The sequence below is a fragment of the Delftia sp. SD018 genome, from assembly GCF_017355445.1.
Lineage (GTDB): Bacteria > Pseudomonadota > Gammaproteobacteria > Burkholderiales > Burkholderiaceae_C > Comamonas > Comamonas acidovorans.
Map to the genome: position 1 here is coordinate 17,332 of NZ_JADDRN010000030.1, position 23,965 is coordinate 41,296.

A 23,965-nucleotide genomic window follows, 5' to 3' on the forward strand; every position below is an offset into this window, starting at 1 on the left:
ATCCAGCCTTGGACTGGTCAAATAAACACCGCAGGCGCTTTGGTGCCTGCGGTGTTTTTTCTTAGGGCTATTCCTGTTTTTGCCGAGAAATAGACGGAAGAATCTGAATTGTCTTATGGGTGACTTCTTTGCGCATTCCACAGCCAATGCTTCAAAGTCCGATTGGCAATCCCTGCCGGATCACCTGAAGGGTGTGGGCACATTGGCTCGACAGTTCGCACGGGCCTTCGGTGCCGGTGAGCTGGCTGAGATACAGGGCTGGCTGCATGACCTGGGCAAGTACACCGGGCCCTACCAGTTGCGTCTGCAAGGCGATGCTCTTCGTGTGGACCACTCCACCTGGGGTGCGCGCATTGCAGCCAGGCACTATCCCGGAATAGGCCATTTGCTGGCCTATGGCATTGCCGGGCACCATGCGGGATTGGCCAATGGGGATGGGCAAGGGGAAAGATCCGCATTGCGCCAGCGGCTTGATGACGGGTACGAATTGCCGGCGCTGGATTCCGCCTGGAAGCGCGACATCGCATTGCCCGCCAAGCTGCCAATGGTCGATCTCAAGCCCTGTGACGGCAAACGCAAGAATTTCCAGTTGGCATTTTTCACACGCATGATGTTTTCATGCTTGGTCGATGCCGATTTTCTCGATACGGAGCGCTTTTATCTGAAGACGGAAAGCCGTCCCGATCATCGCAGCGCGGGTGAGCCGGCCCCTAGCCTGCAGGCCTTGCGCGAGCAACTCGACCACCACCTGGCAGGTTTGCCAACGGGGGGTGACGTCAACCCCATTCGCGCAGCCATCCTGCAGCATGTGCGTGCGCAGGCGGAACTGGCGCCGGGGCTGTTTTCCCTGACGGTGCCCACGGGCGGGGGCAAGACGCTGGCCTCGCTGGCCTTCGCACTGGACCACGCCATACGCCATGGCCTGAGCCGAGTGATCTTCGTGATTCCGTTCACCAGCATCGTCGAGCAGAACGCCGCCGTATTTCGCAGGGCCCTGGGCCCGCTGGGCGACGCCGCCGTGCTGGAGCACCACAGCGCTTTCGTGCAGACCGAGCCGCCGCGCGACGACCCCGAAAAATACCAGGCGCAAAAGAAGCTGCAGCTGGCCATGGAGAACTGGGACGCGCCCATCATCGTCACCACGGCCGTGCAGTTCTTCGAAAGCCTGTTTGCCGCCCGGCCATCGCAATGCCGCAAGCTGCACCGCATCGCGGGCAGCGTGGTCGTGCTGGATGAGGCCCAGACCATGCCCCTCAAGCTGCTGAGGCCCTGCGTAGCGGCCATCGACGAACTGGCGCGCAACTACCGCGCGAGCGTGGTGCTGTGCACCGCGACCCAGCCTGCACTGGTGGTGCCAGATTTCGAGGGCGGCCTGAAAGAAGTGCGGGAACTGGCGCCCGACCCGGACCGGCTGTTCACGCAGCTGGAGCGCGTGCGCGTGCGGCACCTGGGCGTGCTGGACGATGAGGCGCTGGCCGGACACATGCGCTCGCGCGAACAGGTGCTGTGCATCGTCAACAACCGCCGCCATGCGCGGGCCGTCTACCAGGCCATGGCCGATCTGCCCGGCGCACGCCATCTGACCACGCTGATGTGCGCAAGGCACCGCAGCGAGGTGCTGGCCGAAGTGCGGCAGATGCTCAAGGAAGGCAAACCCTGCCGGCTGGTATCGACGAGCCTGATCGAGGCCGGCGTCGATGTGGACTTTCCCACCGTGCTGCGTGCCGAGGCGGGCCTGGACTCCATCGCCCAGGCCGCTGGCCGCTGCAACCGGGAGGGACGGCGCGCCAGGGATGCCAGCGAGGTGCTGGTGTTTCTGCCGGGCAATCCGGATTGGGCGCCGCCACCTGAACTCAAGCAGTACGCGGAGAAGGCGCGAGAAGTGCTCAGGCAGTTCGAGGCGCAGCCTCTGGCCCCCGAGGCCATCCAGCGCTACTTCTCGCTGCTGTACTGGCAAAAGGGCTCGCAGGCCCTGGATGTGCCGGATCTGCTGGGGCAACTGACGGCAAGCCGCTTCGACAGCCTGCCGATGGAAACCCTGGCGGCGAAGTTCCGGCTTATCGACAGCGTGCAGATGCCGGTGATCGTGCCGTATGACGACAAGGCCAGGGACGCGCTGCGGGCGCTGGAGCATGCGCAAGGCAGCGTGGGCCTGGCGCGCAGCCTGCAGCCCTACCTGGTGCAACTGCCGCGACAAGGCTTTGATGCGCTGCGCAAGGCCGGGGCCGTGGTGCCGGTGGCCGAGAGCAAATGGGGTGATCAATTCATGGTGCTGGCGCACGAGGGCTTGTACGACCCGCGCCATGGCATCCATTGGGATGAGCCCGCGCTGATCCAGACCGAGCATTTGTGCTGGTAGCGCAGGCAACGGTGTCTTGCCGCTGAAGGAGAGGAGAGGGCATGGGATTTGGAGTGAAACTGAAGGTCTGGGGTGAGCGCGCCTGCTTCACCAGACCCGAGATGAAGGGTGAGCGCGTCAGCTACGACGTCATCACGCCTTCGGCCGCGCGCGGCATTCTGGAGGCCATCCACTGGAAGCCGGCTATACGTTGGAGCGTAGACCGCATCCACGTACTGAAGCCGATCCGCTTTGAATCGATACGGCGCAACGAGGTCGGCAGCAAGATCTCTCCGGCCAGTGTGTCCAAGGCGATGAAGGCCGGCTCCACGGAAGGCTTGGTCACGCATGTGGACCAGGACCGCCAGCAGCGTGCGGCCACGGTGCTGCGCGACGTGGCCTATGTGATCGAAGCGCATTTCGAGCTCACTCCCAAGGCCGGCGCCGACGACTCGGTGGGCAAGCACCTGGACATCTTCAACCGCCGAGCGCGCAAGGGCCAGTGCTTTCAGATGCCCTGCCTGGGCGTGCGCGAGTTTCCGGCGGACTTCGGCCTGCTCGAAGACGGCGAGGCATTGCCCACGCCGCACGAAAGCCTGCTGCCCGAGCGGGACCTGGGCTGGATGCTGCACGACATCGACTTTGCCAACGGCATGGCCCCGCGCTTTTTCCGCGCCAGCATGGCCGGTGGCGTGATCGCCGTGCCGCCCTGGCACAGCGAGGAGCTCAAGTCATGATCCTGCAGGCGCTTGCCACCTACTACCAACGGCTGCTGGAACGCCGCGAGGAAGGCCTGGCGCCCTTTGGCTACAGCCCCGAGAAGATCAGCTACGAAATACTGCTGTCCGCCGATGGCCGTGTGGTGCAGGTCAACGACATCCGCGACACCACGGGCAAGAAGCCGCTGCCGTGCGTGATGAACGTGCCCCAGCCGGAGAAAAGAACGGTGGGCATCAAGTCCAACTTCCTCTGGGACAAGACCAGCTATGTGCTGGGCGTGAGCGCCACCAGCAAGCGCGCGGACAAGGAGCATGAAGCCTTCAAGGCCTTGCACCGCGAGCATCTGGCCGGCACGCAGGATGCGGGCCTGAAGGCCTTGCTGGGCTTTTTCGACGCCTGGACGCCGCAGCAATTCGAAGCGCCCCATTTCACCCCGGACATGCTCGATACCAACATGGTGTTCCGCATGGATGGCGAAAAGGCCTATCTGCACGAACGCCCGGCCGCTCAGGCCCTGCGTGCCCGGCTGCTCGCCAGGGACGACGGTGGAGAAAGCAGTCAGGAGTCGGTGGCGACCTGTCTTGTGAGCGGCGAAAGCCTGCCCGTGGCGCGCCTGCACCCGGTCATCAAGGGCGTCAGTGGTGCCCAGAGCTCCGGCGCCTCCATCGTCTCCTTCAACCAGGAGTCCTTCACTTCCTACGGCAAAAGCCAGGGCGACAACGCACCTGTCTCGGAGCAGGCCGCCTTTGCCTACACCACCGTGCTCAACCACTTGCTGCGGCGCGGCGAGCATAACCGCCAGCGCCTGCAGATCGGTGATACCAGCATCGTCTTCTGGGCCGAGGCCGCAGATGGCCAGGAGGCCGAACAGGCCGTGCGGGCCGAGTCGCTGCTGGCCGACCTGCTCGATGACCGTCCCTCGGACGACCAGGAGGCCGCGCGCATCCGCATCGAACTGGAGAAGGTGCAGAAAGGCCGGCCGCTCAGCGACATCGACCCCAGGCTTGAGGAAGACACGCGCATGTACGTGCTGGGGCTGGCGCCCAATGCCTCGCGCATCTCCATCCGTTTCTGGGAGGTCGGCACGCTGGGCCTGTTTGCGCGCCGCCTGGCGGAGCATGCCCATGATTTCGCGCTGGAGCCGCAGCCCTGGAAGACGGCCCCGTCGGCCTATCGCGTGGTCTTGGCCACGGCACCGCACCGTGAGGGCAGCGCGCCCAAGATGGACGACGCCATGAGCAATCTCGTGGGCGAGTTCATGCGCGCCGTGCTCACCGGCCGCCCCTATCCGCGCAGCCTGCTGGCCAACGTGCTGATGCGCATGCGCAGCGACGGCCATCTGTCGGGGCTGCGCGTGGGTATCTGCAAAGGCATTCTGGCGCGTGAGCGCCGCCTCGGAATCAACAGTGACAAGGAGGAGATCCCCGTGAGTCTGGACAAGGAATCCACCAACGCGGCCTACCGGCTGGGCCGCCTTTTCGCCGTGCTGGAAAGTGCCCAGCGCCAGGCGTTGGGCGGGCAGGTCAACGCGACCATCCGCGACCGCTACTACGGCGCGGCCTCGGCCACGCCGGCATCGGTATTTCCCATGCTGCTGCGCAATGCGCAAAACCATCTGGGGCGCCTGCGCAAGGACAGGCCGGGCGCTGCCGTGGGGCTGGAAAAGGACATTGGCGAGATTGTCGGCGGCCTCACCGACAGCTTCCCCCGCAGCCTGCGCATCGAAGACCAGGGCCGTTTCGCCATCGGCTACTACCACCAGTCGCAAAGCCGCTTCAGCAAATCGGTTGCCAACGACGACAGCAACGATTCCACAGAAGACACCTCCGAGGAAGCCTCCGCATGACCGCCATCGCCCACCGTTACGAATTCGTCTACCTGTTCGACATCACCAATGGCAATCCCAATGGCGATCCCGATGCCGGCAACCTGCCGCGCCTGGACCCCGAGACCAATCGAGGCCTGGTCACCGATGTCTGCCTCAAGCGCAAGATCCGCAACTTCGTGAGCCTGGACAAGGAAGATGCGCCTGGCCATGCGATCTACATGCAGGAAAAGGCCATCCTGAACCACCAGCACCGCAAGGCCTACGAGGCCATCGGCCTCAAGCCTGAAGACAAGAAACTGCCCAAGGACGAAGCCAAGGCCCGCGAGATCACGGCCTGGATGTGCGCCAACTTCTTCGACATCCGCACCTTCGGCGCTGTCATGACCACGGGCGTCAATGCCGGCCAGGTGCGCGGACCCATACAGATGGCCTTCGCCACCTCCATCGACCCCGTGGTGCCGCTGGAAATCTCCATCACGCGCATGGCCGTCACCACGGAAAAAGAGGCCGAAGCCCAGAGTGGCGACAACCGCACCATGGGCCGCAAGCACATCATTCCCTACGGCCTGTACCGTGCCCATGGCTTCATCTCGGCCAAGCTGGCCGAGCGCACCGGGTTTTCCAACGAGGACCTGGACCTGTTCTGGCGCGCGCTGATCAACATGTTCGAGCATGACCGCTCCGCTGCACGCGGCGAGATGGCGGCGCGCAAACTCATCGTCTTCGAACATGAAAGCGCCATGGGCAACGCGCCTGCGCATGTGCTGTTTGACGCCGTCAAGGTGGAGTCCGCACAGCCGGCCGATGCGGGCGCTCCCCGGCGCTTTGCTGACTACCGTGTGCACATCGACACTGCGGCCGTGCCTTCGGGCGTGACCCTGCGGGAACTGATCTGAGACGGGTGGCAAAGCCGCCGACGCACCATGAGCGAAGACGACGCTATTGCCCTGTCGGCATTGCAGCACTACCTGTACTGCCCAAGGCAATGCGCCCTCATCCATGTCGAGCAACTGTGGGCCGAAAGCCGGCATACGGCCGAGGGCCGGCTGCTGCACGAAAAGGCCGACAAGCCCAAGGCCGAGCGGCGCAAGGGTGTGCGCACTGTCACGGCCATGCCGCTGGCCGATACGCGCCTGGGCATCACCGGCATTGCCGACGTGGTGGAATTCCACCAGGGCCCACAGGGCGAGCGAGCGTTTCCCGTGGAGTACAAGCGCGGCCGGCCCAAGGCCCATCGTGCCGATGAAGTCCAGCTCTGCGCCCAGGCGCTGTGCCTGGAGTCCATGCTGGGCCAGCCGGTAGAGGCGGGAGCCCTTTACTACGGCGAGGCCCGCAGGCGCACCGATGTGCGCTTCGACAACGAACTGCGCCAGCTCACCTGCGGCACCATTGCTGCGGTGCGCTCCATGCTGGAGTCGGGCACCACGCCCACGGCGCGCTACAGCCCCCGGCTGTGCGATGCCTGTTCGCTGCTGGACCTGTGCCAGCCCAGACTGTTGGGGCGAACCCAGAGTGTCAATGCCTGGCTGTCAGCGCAATGGGGCCAGCAGATGGAAGAAGGTCCATGCGACGGCAACTGAACACCCTGTACGTGACCACCGAAGGCGCCTGGCTGCGCAAGGACGGTGCCAACATCGTGATGGAGGTCGAGCAGCGCGAGCGTGCCCGGCTGCCGGTGCACATGCTCGAAAGCCTGGTCTGCTTCGGGCGCGTGCTGGTGTCTCCACCGCTGATGGGCTATTGCGCCGAGCAGGGCATCTGCACCAGCTTTCTCACACCCAACGGGCGCTTTCTTGCGCGGGTGGAGGGGCCTGTTTCCGGCAACGTGCTGCTGCGTCGTCAGCAGTACCGGGTCAGCGATGATCCGGGCCGTTGCGCTGCCATCGTTCACAACATCCTGCTGGGCAAGCTTCACAACCAGCGCGCGGTCCTGGGCCGGGCACTGCGTGACCACGGCGACAAGCTGGAGCCCGAAGCCGAGGCAGCACTGACGCACGCCTACAAGCGCCTGGGGCGCATTGCGGAAAAACTGCCCGGAGAAACCAGCCTGGACATGCTGCGTGGCTATGAAGGCGAGGCGGCGCAGGCCTATTTCGGCGTGTTCGACATGCTCATTCGCGTGGACAGCCCCGCCATGCGCTTTCAGGGGCGCAGCCGGCGTCCGCCGCGCGACGCGGTCAATGCCTTGCTGTCCTTTCTCTACACCCTCGTCACGCACGACTGCCGCTCCGCGCTCGAAAGCGTGGGCCTTGACCCCGCCGTGGGCTTCCTGCACCGTGACAGGCCCGGGCGCCCCAGCCTGGCGCTGGACCTGCTGGAGGAATTCCGCCCCCTGCTGGCGGACCGGCTGGCACTGTCGCTGATCAACCGTAAACAGCTGGGTGAGCGCGACTTCCAGATCATGGACAACGGCGCGGTCCTGCTGACCGAAGCATCACGCAAGACCGTGCTGACCGCCTACCAGGAGCGCAAGCGCGAAGAACTGCGCCACGCCTTCATCGAAGAAAAAGCCGCCATCGGACTGTTCCCCTTTATCCAGGCGCAAATGCTGGCCCGCCACCTGCGCGGTGATCTCGATGCCTATCCGCCATTCCTTTGGAAATGAAACATGGCCCCCACGCTTCCTTTGTTGCGCAAGGTCCGCTGCCCCCCGAGGGAGCCGCTTTTTTATCTTGGGGCAGCCCGGCGATGAGAAATGAGGTGTGCCGATGATGGTCCTGGTGAGCTATGACGTCCGTACCCAGGACCCGGATGGTGCCCGCCGCCTGCGGCGCATCGCCAAGGCCTGCCGGGACTTCGGCCAGCGCGCGCAGTACTCCGTCTTCGAAATAGAAGTGGACGCCGCGCAATGGGTCGCCCTCAAGGCGCGGCTGATGCAAATCATCGACCCCACCCAGGACAGCCTCAGGTTCTACTACCTGGGCCAACACTGGCGCAGCAAGGTCGAACACATCGGCGCAAAGCCCGTGCTGGACCTCGACGCCCCCCTCGTCTTCTGAACCTCCGCGCGAACCCCAAGTGACCGCCGCCTGCCCTTGAGGTTCGCGGCCGCGCAAGCTGTTGTTTTCAAAAGGGGGTGGGCGAGCGAATGGCTGAACGCCGATCCCGCGGCATGACAGTGCCGCCTGGTTCGCGGAAGCCTGGCTTTTTTCATAGCGGTGAAATTGCTCTATAAGTACCCCCGCCCCGTGCGGGCGCGTGGATTGAAACACTGCTGGGCGCGCTGGCCCTGGCCGGCTGCAGCTCGCGCCCCGTGCGGGCGCGTGGATTGAAACACGCACCGAACAACGGCACACGGTGATCCACGGTGTCTGCGCGCCCCGTGCGGGCGCGTGGATTGAAACACGCCGTCACTGGACGCCACCACGTCAAAATCACAGTCGCGCCCCGTGCGGGCGCGTGGATTGAAACACCCGGGTCGTAACGCCCTGGAAGGTGAACGCCACGTCGCGCCCCGTGCGGGCGCGTGGATTGAAACATCACGCGCACCTACCAGCGCGCGGCGGCCGTGCCGTCGCGCCCCGTGCGGGCGCGTGGATTGAAACGGCCACGGCCAACCCATCAGCGCGAGGGCAGCACGTCGCGCCCCGTGCGGGCGCGTGGATTGAAACTGGAGCCAGCGCACGCAGCGCGTAGCCTCTGCCGTCGCGCCCCGTGCGGGCGCGTGGATTGAAACGTGGCATCGGTCAGCCGGATGCTCAGCGAGACGCGTCGCGCCCCGTGCGGGCGCGTGGATTGAAACAGATCACTCTCAGCAAACAAGCCCCCTAAGAGCGTCGCGCCCCGTGCGGGCGCGTGGATTGAAACCTCACTGACGCCCAAGCGGTCGGCCAGCTCAGCCAGGTCGCGCCCCGTGCGGGCGCGTGGATTGAAACGACAGTTGACCCAGCGACTGCTGTATCCCAGACTTGTCGCGCCCCGTGCGGGCGCGTGGATTGAAACATGGGACATCACTGACAAGACCAAATACGCCGGGTCGCGCCCCGTGCGGGCGCGTGGATTGAAACGACGCGGACTCGGGCCTGCTGTCGGTCGAAGAGGCGTCGCGCCCCGTGCGGGCGCGTGCATTGAAACAGCCCACTGCGTCCGTTTGCCGCGTAGCTGTCCCCGTCGCGCCCCTTGCGGGCGCGTGGATTGAAACAAGCGTGGCGCAGCGGGCCTCCAGCTCCATCAGCGTCGCGCCCCGTGCGGGCGCGTGGATTGAAACAGGTCCATGCTGCCTCCCATGTGGTCAGGTCATGGTCGCGCCCCGTGCGGGCGCGTGGATTGAAACTATTCCGAAGCCGAGCGCGCAGAGATTCTGCAGCGTCGCGCCCCGTGCGGGCGCGTGGATTGAAACAGCTCTACATCCCGCTTGCCTGCCTCGGTCTTGGGGTCGCGCCCCGTGCGGGCGCGTGGATTGAAACGGCTTCACGGAGCGCCACAGGGTCACCGCACGCCGTCGCGCCCCGTGCGGGCGCGTGGATTGAAACAACGTACTCAAGATCCTCGACTTGTGCGAGATGGTCGCGCCCCGTGCGGGCGCGTGGATTGAAACGGATGCCATCCACATTCGCGCGGCGCTGCTACCTGGTCGCGCCCCGTGCGGGCGCGTGGATTGAAACCGCGCGAGCCTTCTTGCAAGCCGCGTCGAACTCTGGTCGCGCCCCGTGCGGGTGCGTGGATTGAAACCCAGGGGTGGCGGCTTAGGCCGTTGGCGTCATGCGGTCGCGCCCCGTGCGGGCGCGTGGATTGAAACGATCCCGAGCGCGCCGGCCAGCAGGACGGCATCACGTGGCGCCCCATGCGGGCGCGTGGATTGAAACATTGCGCGGCTCCTAATGTGTGAGTCCTATCGAACGTCGCGCCCCGTGCGGGTGCGTGGATTGAAACGACGCACTGCTCAACTACGCGGGCTCCGTGCACGTTGCGCCCTATTCGGGCGCGTGGATTGAAACGACCCTGGCACCGGTGCCTACCTCAACGACATCACCTTGTGCCCCATGTGGGCGTGGATTGAGACATCTCGCACCATCTGCACGAGGTCTATGAGATCTGTTGGCGCCCCATACGGGCACGTGGATGGTATCCCCCGTTTGCACTGCAGCCTCGTGTGGTGAAGCATGGGGAACTTGGGAGTTTGTGGCGGCCATGCCCCATCCCCGAATGTCGCTCGGCCCCCCTTCCAGGGGAAAACACCGGGGCGCCCGCGCCGCAAATGCATAGGTCTGCGCATGAATCGTTCAGGCCCGGCGCCATCCCTGCGGAGAATTCATGAAAGCAGCCTGCAGGGCATCGCAACCACGGGACTGCATGCGCCCGCAAGAACAACAAGCACAAGAAAAAGAAAAAGGGCTGGAGACCGGTTTCAAGCTGCTCCCCATGGCAGCCGTGCTGCGGCCATGGGGATTTTCGCCAATCGGCAATGTCAAGGAGGAGAGGGAGATGAATAAACGCATGATCCGCAGCGCTGGCCTGGCCGCGCTGGCGCTGGGCACGGCCCTGGCGGCCCAGGCCCAGAGTTCGGTCACGCTCTATGGGCGTGTGGTCGCGGGGGTGGACTACCAGAGCAATGTGTACGACCCGGCCACGGGGGGCTCTGGCAATCTGTGGCGGGCCGTGGGCAACCAGTGGGGCACGAGCATGCTGGGTTTCAAGGGGGAGGAGGATCTGGGCGGCGGGCTGCATGCGCTGTTCACGCTGGAGTCGGGCTTCAGCATCGACGATGCCAGGTTCAACGGCGCAGGTTTCTTCAACCGCCGCACCTTCGTGGGCCTGCGCAGCGGATGGGGCACGCTGAAGCTGGGCAAGGACCTGTCGATCTCGGATGCGCACTGGGCGCTGGACCCCACGGGCCAGCAGTTCATCGGCTCGGCCACGCTGGTGCGGGGGCGCAACTGGGGCGGGCATGACAACATGATCTCGTACGAGACGCCCAGCTGGGGCGGCCTGCGCGTGCTGGCGCTGACCGGCCTGGGCGAGCAGCCGCAGGGCGCATCGCGGCTGCGCAAGGATGCGCTGTCCGTGTCCTATACCGCGCCCACGTTCGAGTTGCGCGCCATCTACGATGTGGCCCGCGATGCCAATGGCCGCTTCAGCGATCTGTACACCACCTCCCGCAACCTGACGCTGGGCGGCACGGTGACGCTGTCCGCGCTCAAGCTGTTCGCGGGCTATGAGCAACTGTCCGCGCCCGACAGCGCGGCTGGCGTGCCCAACAAGGCGCGGCAGTACTGGATGGGCGCGCGCTACAAGGTGTCAGGCCCGCTGACGCTGATCGGGGCGGGCTACCGCACCACGGTCAACAAGGGCGGCGGCAGCGCCAACCTGTTCATGGCGGGCGCCGACTACGCGCTGTCCAGGCGCACGCTGCTGTACGCCAGCGTGGGCAATGTGCGCAATGGCGGCAATGCGAACTTCTCGGTGGAGACCACCAACAACAACCCGGCGCCGGGCGGCAGCCAGACCGGCTTCTACGTGGGCATGGCGCATTCGTTCTGACTCTGGCGGACCCTGGGTGGTGGCTTCAGGAAGCCGGCCACCCTCCACCTAGGGCCTTGTGCAGCGTGAGCTGGTTCTGCAGGCGTGCCAGGTGCAGCGCGGACAGGGCCAGCTGCGCTGCGCGGCGGCGCTCCTGGGCGTCCAGCCAGGTGCGCAGCGGCACCTGGCCGGCGCGGTAGCGCGCCTCGTACAGCCGCGTGATTTCCACGGATTCCTGCGTGGCGCGCTGCTGGGCCTCTTCCTGGCGGGCCAGTTCGGTGCGGGCGGACAGGGATTTTTCCGTTTCGGCCAACGCGGCGTACAGCGTTTTGCGGAAGTTGATCACCGCCTCTTCGTACTGGCTGCGTGCAATGGCGGTGTTCAGCCGCATCTCGCGCACATTGAGAAACGGCAGGGCCAGGTTGGCGCCCAGGGCCGCCACGGGATTGGCCAGCACATCGAGCAGGGTGCTGCTGGAGGTGCCCAGGCTGCCGGTGAGCGATAGCCGGGGGTAGTAGCTGGCGGCCGTGGCATCGCTGCCGGCCAGGGCGCCGCGCAGCCGCAGTTCGGCGGCGCGCAGGTCGGGGCGGCGCCCCAGCAGATCGGCGGGCAGGCCTGGCTGCACGGCAGGCAGGTCTGCCACGGGCAGCGCCAGGGGCTCGCCACCGGGCGGCTCGGCGCCCTGCAGCAATTCGGCCAATGCCTGGCGCAGTTCGGCGCGGGCCTGGGTGTATTGGCTCAGCAGGGCCTGCTGCTCGGCCAGGGCTTGCCGGGCCTCGCGCAGCTCCAGGCCGGACACTGCGCCGCTGCGGTACTGGGCCTGCACCAGGTCGATGGTGCGGCGCACGTACTCCAGGCTTTGGCGTGACATGTCCAGGCGCTCGTTGGCCAGCGCCAGTTGCCAGTACAGGCTGGCCGTGGTGGTGGTCAGTGACAGCGCCACGGCATCCTTGTCCTGCACGCTGGCCTGTGCTTCGAAGACGGCGGCATCGCGCTGCGCGCCCAGCCGGTCGAACAGGTCCAGCTCCCAGGCCACGCCCAGTGTGGCGCTGGCGTTCTCCAGGGTGCTGCGCTGGCTGCCCGACAGCGGGCGGCTGGCGCCCGTGCCTACGCTGCCGCTGGGCTGGGGCAGCAGCGCATGGCCTGCCAGTTGCGCCTGCAGCGCGGCACGCCGCACGCGGATGCCGGCCGTGGCCATGTCAGGGTTGCGCGCCAGCGCCAGGTCAATCCAGGCATCGAGCCGTGGATCGCCGAAGCCGCGCCACCAGGCATCGGTCATGGGCGTGGGCGTGGGCGTGGCTGCCGGGGACGATGCCTGCGCATGTTCGAACTGCGCGGGCAGCTCCACCTGGGGCGCTTCGTAGGGGGTGCGCGTGATGGCGCCGCAGCCCGCAAGGGCCACGGCGCATGCCAGCGCGCTGGTCTTGAGCATATGCATGTCAATCTCTGGAGAGGGCCTGGACGGGGTCCAGGCGCGCCGCGCTGCGCGCGGGCAGGAAGCCGAAGGTGATGCCTATGAGCGAGGAGCAGGCGACGGCCAGCACGATGGAGGCGGCCGAGAACGACAGCTGGAAGCTGGAGCCCGACAGGCTCACTGCCAGGCCCAGGCCCAGCGCCAGAGAGACACCCAGGATGCCGCCCACGATGCAGACCAGCACGGCCTCGATCAGGAACTGCTGAAGGATGTCCGACTGGCGCGCGCCGATGGCCATGCGCACGCCGATCTCGCGCGTGCGCTCGGTGACCGACACCAGCATGATGTTCATCACGCCGATGCCGCCCACCAGCAGCGCGATCATGGCGATGGCCGAGACCAGCAGCGTCAGCGTGGTGCTGGTGCGCGTGATGGCCTGGCGGATCTGGTCGGAGTTCCAGACGAAGAAGTCCTTGGTGCCGTGGCGTTCCGTGAGCAGGCTGGTGGCCGCCTTCAGCGCGATCTCTGCCGGCACCTCGTCCTTGATGCGCAGCGTGATGCTATCCAGGTGGTACTTGCCGACCAGGCGCGTGGCGGCTGCCGTGTAGGGCACGAAGAAGGTGGGCGTGGAGCCACCGAAGCTGTTTTGCGCGGGGCGCAGCACGCCCACGATCTCCACGGGCATCTCGCCCAGCATCACCACCTCGCCCAGCGGGCTGGGGTTGCCGGGAAAGAGCGCGGTGGCGGCCTTCTGGTCGATGACCGCGACCTGGGCGTGCAGGTCCACGTCGCGCTGGTCGAAGAACCGCCCTGACGCCAGGCGCAGGCCCTTCACGCGGAAATGCTCGAAGCCCACGCCCGTCACCTGGGCCATGGCCGCGTTCTCGCGGTACAGCGCCGTGACGCTGACCGACACATTGGGCGTGGCGCTGTCCACGTAGGGCTGCTCGGCCAGGGCCTGGGCATCGGCGGCGACCAGGGTTTCGATGGCGGCGGCGCGCGTGTCGCCGAAGTCCTTGCCGGGGAAGATGTCCAGCGTGTTCGTGCCCAGCTCGCTGATCTGGTTCATCACCTGCTGCTGCGCACCGCGCCCCAGCGCCACCACCGAGACCACGGCAGAGATGCCGATGATGATGCCCAGCATGGTCAGGAAGGTGCGCAGGCGGTGCGCGTTCATGGCCCGCAGCGCCATGCGCAGCGCTTCGCCGAAGCGGTCGCCGAACATGCGCCAGGAGGCGGCGCGCGGGGCGGCTGTGGCCTCCAGCGGGGGCTTGCTTTCATGCGGGGCGCTGCGCCGGTCCGCGATGATGGCGCCGTCGCTGATCTCGATCACGCGCGAGGCGTGGGCGGCCACTGCCATGTCGTGCGTGACCAGGATGATGGTGTGGCCGTCGGCATGCAGCTCCTGCAGGATGCGCATGACCTGCTCGCCGCTGGCCTTGTCCAGCGCGCCGGTGGGCTCGTCGGCCAGGATGACGGCGCCGCCGTTCATCAGCGCGCGGGCAATGGACACGCGCTGCTGCTGCCCGCCCGACAGCTGGCCCGGCCGGTGCTGCATGCGGTCGGCCAGGCCCAGGCGTTCGAGCAGGGCGGCCGAGCGCGCATGGCGGTCCGTGGGCGCCGTGCCGGCGTAGACCGATGGCAGTTCCACATTGCCCTGGGCCGTGAGGTCGGCCAGCAGGTGATAGCGCTGGAAGATGAAGCCGAAATGCTCGCGCCGCAGCGCGGCCAGCGCATCGGGGCCCAGCTCGCCGGTCTCGCGGCCGGCGATGCGGTAGCTGCCCGAGGTCGGATGGTCCAGGCAGCCGAGGATGTTCATCAGCGTGGACTTGCCCGAGCCCGAGGCGCCGACGATGGCCACCATCTCGCCGGCCTCGATGGTCAGGTCGATGTCCTTGAGCACGGCGACCGTGGTGTCACCGGCGGGGAACTCCCTGCGCAGTCCCCGCATCTGCAGCAATGGCTGGTCCATGCTCACATTCCCATGGGGTCGGCGGCGGGGGCGTTGTTCGGGCCCGCCTCGCCGATCACCACCTGCTCGCCGGCCTCCAGGCCCGACAGCACCTGGGCCTGGGCATTGGTGCGCAGGCCGATGCGCACCTTGCGCTCGGCGACCTTGCCTTCGCCGTCGCGCACGCGCACGGTGTAGCTGTCGTCCTCTGCCCGGCTGCCCAGTGCGGCGGCCGGCACCAGCACGGCCTTGTCGGCCTGGGCCACGCGCACGGTGACCTGGGCGGTCATGGAGGGGCGCAGCTTGCCGTCCGGGTTGGGCACGTCGAACTGGGCGTTGTAGTAGATGGCCTTGGCGGCGGGCGTGGCCGCAGCGGGCGAGGCGCCGCCGCCCGCGTCATTGACGATGGAGGTGGGTGCGGGCTCGATGCGCTCTATCTTCGCCATGTGCTTTTGGCGGTTGCTGCCCAGCGTGGTGAACCATGCCGTCTGGCCGAGCTGGATCTTGTCCACGTCGGCCTCGGCAATCTCGGCACGCACGGTCATCACGTCGAGCTTGGCCAGCATGACGATGGTGGGCGTGGTCTGGAAGGAGTTCAGGGTCTGGCCCTGCTTGGTGACCACGGCCACGATCACGCCGTCCATGGGCGCGACGATGCGGGTGTAGCCCAGGTTGATGCGCTCGGTCTCCACCTGGGTGCGTGCCTGCTCGATCTGGGCCTGCAGGGCGCCGACCTCGGCCTGGGCCGTGTCCAGCGCCGCCTTGGCGGCCTCATGGTCGGCGCGCGAGGTGGCGTCGGCCTGCAGCAGTTCCTGCTGGCGCTGGAAGGTGAGCCGGGCCTGGACGAGGGCCGCGCGCCGCGCGGCCAGCTGGGCCTGCAGCGCGGTGACCGAGGCCTCGGCATTGCGCAGCTTGATGCGCTGCGGCTGGGCATCGACTTCGGCGATCAGGTCGCCGGCCTTGACCTGCTGGCCCAGTTCCACATGCAGGCGCTTGACCTGTCCGGAGACCTGGGCGCCCACGGCAACCAGCTCCTTGGCATGCAGCCGGCCCACGGCCAGCACGGTCTGCTCCAGGTTGCCCACGGTGACGGCGGCCGTCGCGTACCGGGTGGCGGGCTTGGCGCTGGCCTTCCACAGTGCGCCCCCGGCGATGATGCAGGCGCCCACCACGGCGCCAATGGTCCACTTGCGATTGAACTTCATTCTTCCCCTGCCGCGCGGTCGGCCGCAGGGGAAGAAGTTCCTGCCCGGCGCCGCGCCCAATGCTCGAACTTACCAGTCTGGCGCGGTTCGATGTCCCGGCATTGACCAAGGCATGGAGATTCAGCGGAGAAAGGCCTGGGATACGCCTGAAACCTCGCAACTCTGTCTTATGGCGGGGACATGTTGACGCCCCAACCGCAAATCAGGGACACCGAGGAAGGGCCGCCCCGCCCCGAGGGTGTCGTCCCCCTCTGGGGGAAGCGGCGAAGCCGCTCAGGGGGAGCGATGTTTACCGCCAATATTGGCACTTGCTCTCTGCCTTCGTCGTCCAGACCTGCTCGGCCGGCAGCTTCTTGACCAGCTTGTAGTAGTCCCAGGTGCCCTTGGATTCGGCGGGGGATTTCACTTCCATCAGGTACATGTCGTGCACGTAGCGGCCGTCCTCGCGCAGGTAGCCGCTGCCGAAGAAGTCATCCATCTTCATGCCGCGCCAGGTGGCCATGACCTTGTCGGCGTCCAGCGTGCCGGCCTTCTCCACGGCCTTGAGCCAGTTCATGGTGGCCGAGTAGTCGGCCGCCTGGATCTCGCTGGGGCGGCGCTGGGTCTTGGCCATGAAGGCATCGGCGAACTTGCGCGAGGCATCGTTCATGTCCCAGTACCAGCTGGTGGTGAACTGCATGCCCTGGGTGTTCTTCAGGCCCAGGCTGTGCACGTCGGTGAAGAACACCAGCAGGCCGGCCAGCTTCATGTCCTTGGTCACGCCGAACTCGCGCGCGGCCTTGATGGAGTTGATGGTGTCGCCACCCGCATTGGCCAGGCCCAGGATCTGGGCCTTGGAGTTCTGCGCCTGCAGCATGAAGCTGGAGAAGTCGCTGGCGTTCAGCGGCGTCTTGACTGAGCCCAGCACCTTGCCGCCACGCGCCTCGATGATCTTGGTGGTATCGGCCTCCAGCGCATGGCCGAAGGCATAGTCGGCGGTCACGAAGTACCAGCTCTTGCCGCCGGCCTCCACCACGGCCGCGCCCGTGCCCTTGGCCAGGGCCACGGTGTCGAAGGCGTAGTGCACGGTGTACGGGCTGCACTGCTCGTTGGTCAGCGCCGAGCTGCCAGCGCCGTTGTCGATGAAGACCCGCTTTTTCTCCTGCGCCACCTTGGCCATGGACAGGGCCGTGGCCGAGTTCGTGCCGCCAAACACCAGGCTGATGCCCTGCGTGTCGATCCACTCGCGCGCCTTGCTGGCGGCAATGTCGGCCTTGTTCTGGTGGTCGGCCGTCAGCAGCTCGATGGGCTTGCCCAGCAGCTTGCCGCCGTAGTCATCGATGGCCATCTGAATGGCCACGGCGCCGTTCTTGCCCTCGACATCGGCATAGAGACTGGACATGTCGGTGATGAAGCCGATCCGAACCTTGTCCTGCTGCGCCAGGGCCGGCGTTGCCAGTGCGGCGGCGCACAGTGCCAGGGCCAGCGGTGTCATCAGCGATGTCTTGGGGCGTTGCTGCATGAAGTCTCCTTGCTTTGGATGGAAAAAGCCCGCTGCTGTTGCGCAGGGGCCGGGGTGATTCCATGCTGGCAGGGACAGGGGCCTGCCGCATTGGGGCAAGCACGGGCTTGGTGGCCCCGGTGCGACAGTCAGGCCGTGCGGCCGCAAAAAAGGCAGCCCTGAGGCTGCCTTGTTGGATGCACCGTGAGGGGCCTCCTGGCCTGGAACTCAGTCAGCAGTGCGCGGCGCGCGCACGGCATTCTTGGGCCGGAAGGCCTTGCACACGCTGTCATCCGTTTCCAGATAGGGCCCGCCGATCAGGTCCACGCAATAGGGCACGGCCGCAAAGATGCCGTTGACCGTTTGCGTGCCATCAGGGTTTTGCAGGCCTTGCAGAGTCTCGGCAATCGCCTTGGGCTGGCCCGGCAGGTTGATGATCAGGCTCTTGCCACGGATCACCGCCACCTGGCGCGACAGAATCGCCGTGGGAACAAAGGCCAGGCTGATCTGGCGCATCTGCTCGCCAAAGCCCGGCATTTCCTTGTCGGCCACGGCCAGGGTGGCTTCGGGCGTGACATCGCGCGGCGCGGGGCCGGTGCCGCCGGTGGTCAGCACCAGGGAGCAGCCTGCATCGACCAGTTCGATCAGCGTGGCGCTGATGCCGGCCTGCTCGTCGGGGATCAGGCGCGGCTCGAACGTGATGGGGTTCCTGAGCGCGCGGGTGAGCCAGTCCTGCAGGGCCGGCAGGCCCTTGTCCTCATAGACGCCGCTGCTGGCACGGTCGCTGATCGAGACGATGCCGATGCGCACAGCGTCATGGACGGGTTCACTCATCGTCAGCTTCCTCGCCAGCGCCGTCACCGTCCTCGGCAGCCTCGCGGCCCGTGCCGCCCAACTGCTGGCGAACCAGCTGGAAGAGATCGCGGTAGGCGCGGCCCTTGCGCTGGGCCAGGCCGGTGGATTCCTGCACATTGGCCTCATGGGCGCCCGGCATGTCCTTGCGGGCCTGGCGGATCAGGGCGCGCAGCTGCTGGGTGTCGGTGTCGGGGAAATGGTCCAGCCAGATGGACAGGGCCGATTCCTCGGCAATCAGGCGGTCGCGCCATTGCTCGGCGGCGTGCAGGGCCATCTTCTCGGCGGCCGAGCCGTTGTGCTGCTCGTCCAGTGCCGCGCGCACGGCGGCGATCTCGGCCTCGTCCAGCTTGCGCATGAGCTTGCCGACGAATTGCATCTGGCGGCGCTTGCCTTCGAAATTGGTGATGCGCTTGGCCTCGGCCAGGGCATCGGCCAGCTGGTCGGGCAATTGCAGGCGCTTGAACAGGTCGGAGCGCAGCGTCAGCAAATCCTTGCCGAGGTCCTGCAAGGCGTCGGACTCGCGCTTGAGATCCGTCTTGCTGGAGTCGGGGGTGCCTTTGAGTTCGGCCTTGAGCTGCAGGTCGAGTTCGCTGCCTTCGGCAACGAAGTGACCTTTGACGTAGTAGCCTTTTTTGGGTTTGCGTGACATGGGGTAGGGGACAAATGCAGTGGCGGCGCGGAGAGCGCTGCAGTGGCGGCTATCATAGCCGCCGCTATGAAAAAACCCCGTCCCCGCTCGGCAAGCACCGCCAAACCGCAGGCTGATTCCGGCTTCAGCTACAGCCAACCGTTTTTTGAAGACTTGGTGGACCGTGCCCTGGTCCACGCCAAGAAGCTCGGCGCCACCAACGCCGGGGCCGAGGCTTCCGAGGGCTGCGGCCTGAGCGTGAGTGTGCGCAAGGGGGCTTTGGAGACCGTGGAGCGCAACCGCGACAAGTCGCTGGGCGTGACCGTCTACCTGGGCAACCGCCGTGGCAACGCCAGCACCTCGGACTTCTCGGATGCCGCCATCCAGCAGACCGTGCAGGCCGCCTACGACATCGCACGCTTCACGGCCGAAGATCCCATGGCCGGCCTGCCCGATGCGGCCGACATCGCCCAGCCCGGCACCCACCGCGACCTGCAGCTGTTCCACCCCTGGGACCTCACCAGCGAGGCTGCGGCCGAACTGGCGCTGCAATGCGAGGAAGCCGCGCTGCGCACGCACAAGCGCATCACCAACAGCGAAGGCGCGGGCGTTTCGGCCCAGCAAAGCCATTTCTTCAGCGCCCACACCAATGGTTTCCGTGGCGGCTACGCCAGCTCGCGCCACAGCCTGTCGGTGGCGCCCATCGCCTCGCTGCCCGGGCGCAATGGCGAGATGCAGCGCGACGCCTGGTACAGCTCCATGCGCAACGCGGCCGACCTGGCCTCGCCCGAAGCCGTGGGCCGCTACGCCGCCCAGCGCGCCCTGAGCCGCCTGGGCAGCCGCAAGATCCCGACCACCGAATGCCCGGTGCTGTTCGAGTCCACCCTGGCCGCAGGCCTGCTGGGCAGCTTCGTGCAGGCCGTCAGCGGCGGCGCGCTGTACCGCCGCAGCACCTTCCTGCTCGACTCGCTGGGCAAGCCCGTCTTCCCCAAGCACATCGACATCACGGAAGACCCCTTCATCCTCGGCGGCAAGGGCAGCTCGCCCTTCGACGAGGAAGGCGTGCGCGTGCAGGCCCGCAAGGTGGTGGATGCCGGCCGCGTCGAGGGCTACTTCCTGTCCAGCTACTCGGCCCGCAAGCTGGGCATGAAGACCACCGGCAATGCCGGCGGATCGCACAACCTGGTCATGACCTCGCGCCGCACCAAGGCCGGCGACGACCTGCCCGCCATGCTCAAGAAGCTGGGCACGGGCCTGTTCGTTATCGAACTCATGGGCCAGGGCGTGAACTACGTGACCGGCGACTACTCGCGCGGTGTCAGCGGTTTCTGGGTGGAAAACGGCGAAATCGCCTTCCCCGTGCATGAGATCACCATCGCCGGCAATCTCAAGGACATGCTCAAGGGCATCGAGGCCGTGGGCGCAGATGCCTACAACTACGGCGCCAAGACCGTGGGCTCGATCCTGATCAACCGCATGAAGGTGGCGGGCAGCTGATTGGCTTGCGGCTGCGCATGCTGATGAAGAGCGGCCTGAAAGGCCGCTTTTTTGTGGGCACCCAGACACCGCGCGCCCCGGCTGCAGTTGGCCGCACCAGCGCGCGTTCCGCGAACCCCAAGTGACCTTTGTCCTCCCCTGACGTTCGCATTTCTGCAAGCCGTTGTTTTTGTTGAGGTATCACCGCGTCTGTCGTGGTCCTTGCCGTTTTTCCGTGACAGAGCGCGCAGGTTCGCGATGGCGAAGCTTTTTTTGCGGTGGTGCGGCTGGGTTATAAGCATGCCGTCGCGCCCCGTGCGGGCGCGTGGATTGAAACGAAACGTTGCCCTCAAACCAGACGGTTTCGCCGGTCGCGCCCCGTGCGGGCGCGTGGATTGAAACAAGGAAACGCTGGGCATTGCCAGCCCGAGCCGCGGTCGCGCCCCGTGCGGGCGCGTGGATTGAAACAAATGCCGATGCCAACCAGGGCTACCAATAAGGTCGCGCCCCGTGCGGGCGCGTGGATTGAAACTTTTTCAGGGCGACGGATTGCTGCCCGCTTGGCGTCGCGCCCCGTGCGGGCGCGTGGATTGAAACAGCAACATGCTTGCGAACATGCAGCTAAAGATAATGTCGCGCCCCGTGCGGGCGCGTGGATTGAAACAACCTGATCATCCCAAGAAGCCGCCTTAGGAACGTCGCGCCCCGTGCGGGCGCGTGGATTGAAACCCCAGGCATCAGTGCCCAGCACCTGCTTGACGGCGTCGCGCCCCGTGCGGGCGCGTGGATTGAAACGGCAAGGGGCGCACGGAGATCGAGCGCATGACGCTGTCGCGCCCCGTGCGGGCGCGTGGATTGAAACAGTCTGGCCAGGCCCCGCTGACGGTGCTCCTGCGTCGCGCCCCGTGCGGGCGCGTGGATTGAAACCTGCTCAATGCGGTAGTCCTCTGGACGCCCTGGAGTCGCGCCCCGTGCGGGCGCGTGGATTGAAACGGTCGTCACGTCCGCAGCAAGGGTGTGTTCAAGGGGTCGCGCCCCGTGCGGGCGCGTGGATTGAAACGATACCAGGCCTGCCCAGCATGGGCGGCAGCTATGTCGCGCCCCGTGCGGGCGCGTGGATTGAAACAATGCCATCGCGATCAGTTGAGGACTGGCCAGGTCGCGCCCCGTGCGGGCGCGTGGATTGAAACTTCACCGCCGGCGGTGACCTGGTGGATGGGCTGATGTCGCGCCCCGTGCGGGCGCGTGGATTGAAACCAGTCGCCGATCCGCGGTGCCGGCCTGGTGCGAAGTCGCGCCCCGTGCGGGCGCGTGGATTGAAACGCCCTCGCATTTATCGCCCTTGCACTCGCCGTCGTCGCGCCCCGTGCGGGCGCGTGGATTGAAACATGATTCCAATACAGCCGTCCCGGTGCAGCACGGTCGCGCCCCGTGCGGGCGCGTGGATTGAAACAACGTCCGAGATAGATACTGCTTTACCAGCTTTGTCGCGCCCCGTGCGGGCGCGTGGATTGAAACTATAACGCTAGCAACAGCTACGACTTGGGGCGTGGGTCGCGCCCCGTGCGGGCGCGTGGATTGAAACTTGTCTTGGGCTTGGAAGTGATCCAGCAACGGCTGTCGCGCCCCGTGCGGGCGCGTGGATTGAAACACGCCCAGGGTCTTCTGGGCCACCTGCAGGGCCGTCGCGCCCCGTGCGGGCGCGTGGATTGAAACCCGCTGATCCCGCAAAGGAGGCCACCCCATGCCGTCGCGCCCCGTGCGGGCGCGTGGATTGAAACACGACTCTCGCAAAAACCTCGAAGTCCATCTTCGTCGCGCCCCGTGCGGGCGCGTGGATTGAAACGCATCGGCCTCGACAGCGACAACGACGTGTGGGCGTCGCGCCCCGTGCGGGCGCGTGGATTGAAACATCGAATTCGGCGGCAGGTGCTGGTGCAGCGGGTCGCGCCCCGTGCGGGCGCGTGGATTGAAACAGCCCCACCATCTCGGCGGCGCCTTTCACGACATGTCGCGCCCCGTGCGGGCGCGTGGATTGAAACCATTTCCCATGCGGAATGCAGCGCCTCGCTCTGGTCGCGCCCCGTGCGGGCGCGTGGATTGAAACATGCAATCTTGCCAGTCCAAGCGCTCGATGTACGTCGCGCCCCGTGCGGGCGCGTGGATTGAAACACGATCATGGGTGAGACGTCCTGCGCCCTGGACTGTCGCGCCCCGTGCGGGCGCGTGGATTGAAACATCACCCTCCTCATCAGCCTGCATCTGGTGGTGGTCGCGCCCCGTGCGGGCGCGTGGATTGAAACAAGGTCAGGCCGTTGTCTATTCGGAACTGTCGCGGTCGCGCCCCGTGCGGGCGCGTGGATTGAAACACGAACATCAGCACGGGCCGCACATCCGCGCCGCGTCGCGCCCCGTGCGGGCGCGTGGATTGAAACTTTCGCTCGAACACACGGGGCACGTTCGCAGTCGGTCGCGCCCCGTGCGGGCGCGTGGATTGAAACAGCGACTTGGTGGGCATCACGCAAAGCGCCGTCGTCGCGCCCCGTGCGGGCGCGTGGATTGAAACAGCATCCGACCTCCCGCATCACATCGAGCAGCGCCGTCGCGCCCCGTGCGGGCGCGTGGATTGAAACGACCGGGACACCGGCAAGCTGGGCAAGGAGCTGTGTCGCGCCCCGTGCGGGCGCGTGGATTGAAACCAACCATTCCCGAAATCAAAATCCATAATCCAGGTCGCGCCCCGTGCGGGCGCGTGGATTGAAACATCCGCCGTGCCCAGGACGACACGGGCTATAGCCGTCGCGCCCCGTGCGGGCGCGTGGATTGAAACCGCTGCTCCAGCATCGGCAAGCTGATGACCGCGGTCGCGCCCCGTGTGGGCGCGTGGATTGAAACAAGCTCTCAGGAATGCCTTTGAGCGAATGGCTCGTCGCGCCCCGTGCGGGCGCGTGGATTAAAACGAGTTCTCGATAGGGCAGGGGGGCTATCAGCCCAGTCGTGCCCCGTGCGGGCGCGTGGATTGAAACAGGTCATCGAACACCATGCCGGTGACGTTGATGTCGTCGCGCCCCGTGCGGGCGCGTGGATTGAAACATCAATCGTGGGCGCAACCCTGAACTGGACACGCAGTCGCGCCCCGTGCGGGCGCGTGGATTGAAACGGCAAGTACGCCGGGATGCCCTACGGCACGCACGCGTCGCGCCCCGTGCGGGCGCGTGGATTGAAACATTACTGTCGCTTTGGCCTCGTTGGGCTGGACTGGTCGCGCCCCGTGCGGGCGCGTGGATTGAAACATCACTGTCGCTTTGGCCTCGTTGGGCTGGACTGGTCGCGCCCCGTGCGGGCGCGTGGATTGAAACTGCGAGAGGTCGCGGATCGTGCTGTACAGGTAGTGTCGCGCCCCGTGCGGGCGCGTGGATTTAAACATGGCCATCAAGCGCGAAATGACGGGTTCGGGCAATGGCTGGCAGCCCGATCCCTGCATGCCGGCAAGGCGCTGTCCTACTGGATGTGCAGGGTTTGGGAAGGCGACACGACTGATTCAAATTGTCAAATTTGTTCCTGAATGTGTTTCTTCCGTGCCAGCAGTCTGGCCGGTTTGCGTAGGTGGT

The 23,965-nt window shown here is 66.3% G+C and carries 15 protein-coding genes and 2 CRISPR repeat arrays; of the genes, 9 read left to right on the forward strand and 6 right to left on the reverse strand.

The window, feature by feature from the left end:
* The first annotated feature begins 115 nt into the window (after positions 1–115).
* The 8 genes from cas3 (at position 116) to INR38_RS23870 (ending at position 11,366) form a co-directional block, all read left to right on the forward strand.
* Entirely contained in the window at positions 116–2,359 is a 2,244-nt protein-coding gene (gene cas3, locus INR38_RS23835; protein WP_207443686.1) for a CRISPR-associated helicase Cas3', read from the forward strand.
* Positions 2,360–2,400: 41 nt separating this feature from the next.
* Complete coding sequence (gene cas5c, locus INR38_RS23840) at positions 2,401–3,075, forward strand: type I-C CRISPR-associated protein Cas5c (protein WP_043792880.1); 675 nt, start codon at positions 2,401–2,403, stop codon at positions 3,073–3,075.
* The gene (gene cas8c, locus INR38_RS23845; RefSeq protein ID WP_207443685.1) at positions 3,072–4,904 is read left to right on the forward strand and encodes a type I-C CRISPR-associated protein Cas8c/Csd1; all 1,833 of its coding nucleotides are present in this window, start codon (positions 3,072–3,074) and stop codon (positions 4,902–4,904) included. The genes cas5c and cas8c overlap by 4 nt, the downstream gene beginning before the upstream one ends.
* A complete protein-coding gene (gene cas7c / locus INR38_RS23850) occupies positions 4,901–5,782 on the forward strand; it encodes a type I-C CRISPR-associated protein Cas7/Csd2 (protein ID WP_016453849.1) in 882 nt (293 codons plus the stop codon). Before cas8c ends, cas7c begins: the two co-directional genes overlap by 4 nt.
* Before the next feature lie 27 nt (positions 5,783–5,809).
* Complete coding sequence (gene cas4, locus INR38_RS23855; protein WP_207443684.1) at positions 5,810–6,466, forward strand: CRISPR-associated protein Cas4; 657 nt, start codon at positions 5,810–5,812, stop codon at positions 6,464–6,466.
* Entirely contained in the window at positions 6,451–7,491 is a 1,041-nt protein-coding gene (gene cas1c, locus INR38_RS23860; RefSeq protein WP_207443683.1) for a type I-C CRISPR-associated endonuclease Cas1c, read from the forward strand. The genes cas4 and cas1c overlap by 16 nt, the downstream gene beginning before the upstream one ends.
* A gap of 103 nt (positions 7,492–7,594) precedes the next feature.
* The gene (cas2, locus tag INR38_RS23865) at positions 7,595–7,885 is read left to right on the forward strand and encodes a CRISPR-associated endonuclease Cas2 (RefSeq protein ID WP_207443696.1); all 291 of its coding nucleotides are present in this window, start codon (positions 7,595–7,597) and stop codon (positions 7,883–7,885) included.
* Positions 7,886–8,064: 179 nt separating this feature from the next.
* Positions 8,065–9,823: a CRISPR direct-repeat array (repeat unit 31 nt; unit sequence TCGCGCCCCGTGCGGGCGCGTGGATTGAAAC).
* A gap of 487 nt (positions 9,824–10,310) precedes the next feature.
* The gene (locus tag INR38_RS23870; RefSeq protein ID WP_207443682.1) at positions 10,311–11,366 is read left to right on the forward strand and encodes a porin; all 1,056 of its coding nucleotides are present in this window, start codon (positions 10,311–10,313) and stop codon (positions 11,364–11,366) included.
* Positions 11,367–11,391: 25 nt separating this feature from the next.
* Here the strand turns inward: INR38_RS23870 and INR38_RS23875 are convergent, their stop codons facing one another.
* The 6 genes from INR38_RS23875 to yjgA form a co-directional block, all read right to left on the reverse strand.
* Entirely contained in the window at positions 11,392–12,783 is a 1,392-nt protein-coding gene (locus INR38_RS23875; protein ID WP_207443681.1) for an efflux transporter outer membrane subunit, read from the reverse strand.
* 1 nt (position 12,784) lies between these two features.
* Positions 12,785–14,731 (reverse strand): MacB family efflux pump subunit, encoded by a 1,947-nt coding sequence (locus tag INR38_RS23880; protein ID WP_043822875.1) that lies wholly within the window; start codon positions 14,729–14,731, stop codon positions 12,785–12,787.
* Positions 14,732–14,733: 2 nt separating this feature from the next.
* Positions 14,734–15,915 (reverse strand): efflux RND transporter periplasmic adaptor subunit, encoded by a 1,182-nt coding sequence (locus tag INR38_RS23885; RefSeq protein WP_013803516.1) that lies wholly within the window; start codon positions 15,913–15,915, stop codon positions 14,734–14,736.
* Between the two features lie 289 nt (positions 15,916–16,204).
* Positions 16,205–17,416 (reverse strand): ABC transporter substrate-binding protein, encoded by a 1,212-nt coding sequence (locus INR38_RS23890; protein ID WP_012204238.1) that lies wholly within the window; start codon positions 17,414–17,416, stop codon positions 16,205–16,207.
* A 207-nt stretch (positions 17,417–17,623) separates the two neighbouring features.
* The gene (mog, locus tag INR38_RS23895; protein WP_063326819.1) at positions 17,624–18,229 is read right to left on the reverse strand and encodes a molybdopterin adenylyltransferase; all 606 of its coding nucleotides are present in this window, start codon (positions 18,227–18,229) and stop codon (positions 17,624–17,626) included.
* Complete coding sequence (gene yjgA / locus INR38_RS23900) at positions 18,222–18,899, reverse strand: ribosome biogenesis factor YjgA (RefSeq protein WP_207443680.1); 678 nt, start codon at positions 18,897–18,899, stop codon at positions 18,222–18,224. Before yjgA ends, mog begins: the two co-directional genes overlap by 8 nt.
* 66 nt (positions 18,900–18,965) lie before the next feature.
* Between yjgA and pmbA the strand changes: the two genes are divergently transcribed.
* A complete protein-coding gene (gene pmbA, locus INR38_RS23905) occupies positions 18,966–20,375 on the forward strand; it encodes a metalloprotease PmbA (protein ID WP_012204243.1) in 1,410 nt (469 codons plus the stop codon).
* Between the two features lie 284 nt (positions 20,376–20,659).
* Positions 20,660–23,779: a CRISPR direct-repeat array (repeat unit 32 nt; unit sequence GTCGCGCCCCGTGCGGGCGCGTGGATTGAAAC).
* Positions 23,780–23,965 lie beyond the last annotated feature (186 nt).

Coding starts and splice junctions, on each gene's coding strand:
- cas3 (WP_207443686.1), top strand. CDS start 116: ATGGGTGACTTCTTTGCGCATTCCACAGCCAATGCTTCAAAGTCCGAT.
- cas5c (WP_043792880.1), top strand. CDS start 2,401: ATGGGATTTGGAGTGAAACTGAAGGTCTGGGGTGAGCGCGCCTGCTTC.
- cas8c (WP_207443685.1), top strand. CDS start 3,072: ATGATCCTGCAGGCGCTTGCCACCTACTACCAACGGCTGCTGGAACGC.
- cas7c (WP_016453849.1), top strand. CDS start 4,901: ATGACCGCCATCGCCCACCGTTACGAATTCGTCTACCTGTTCGACATC.
- cas4 (WP_207443684.1), top strand. CDS start 5,810: ATGAGCGAAGACGACGCTATTGCCCTGTCGGCATTGCAGCACTACCTG.
- cas1c (WP_207443683.1), top strand. CDS start 6,451: ATGCGACGGCAACTGAACACCCTGTACGTGACCACCGAAGGCGCCTGG.
- cas2 (WP_207443696.1), top strand. CDS start 7,595: ATGATGGTCCTGGTGAGCTATGACGTCCGTACCCAGGACCCGGATGGT.
- INR38_RS23870 (WP_207443682.1), top strand. CDS start 10,311: ATGAATAAACGCATGATCCGCAGCGCTGGCCTGGCCGCGCTGGCGCTG.
- INR38_RS23875 (WP_207443681.1), bottom strand. CDS start 12,783: ATGCATATGCTCAAGACCAGCGCGCTGGCATGCGCCGTGGCCCTTGCG.
- INR38_RS23880 (WP_043822875.1), bottom strand. CDS start 14,731: ATGGACCAGCCATTGCTGCAGATGCGGGGACTGCGCAGGGAGTTCCCC.
- INR38_RS23885 (WP_013803516.1), bottom strand. CDS start 15,915: ATGAAGTTCAATCGCAAGTGGACCATTGGCGCCGTGGTGGGCGCCTGC.
- INR38_RS23890 (WP_012204238.1), bottom strand. CDS start 17,416: ATGCAGCAACGCCCCAAGACATCGCTGATGACACCGCTGGCCCTGGCA.
- mog (WP_063326819.1), bottom strand. CDS start 18,229: ATGAGTGAACCCGTCCATGACGCTGTGCGCATCGGCATCGTCTCGATC.
- yjgA (WP_207443680.1), bottom strand. CDS start 18,899: ATGTCACGCAAACCCAAAAAAGGCTACTACGTCAAAGGTCACTTCGTT.
- pmbA (WP_012204243.1), top strand. CDS start 18,966: ATGAAAAAACCCCGTCCCCGCTCGGCAAGCACCGCCAAACCGCAGGCT.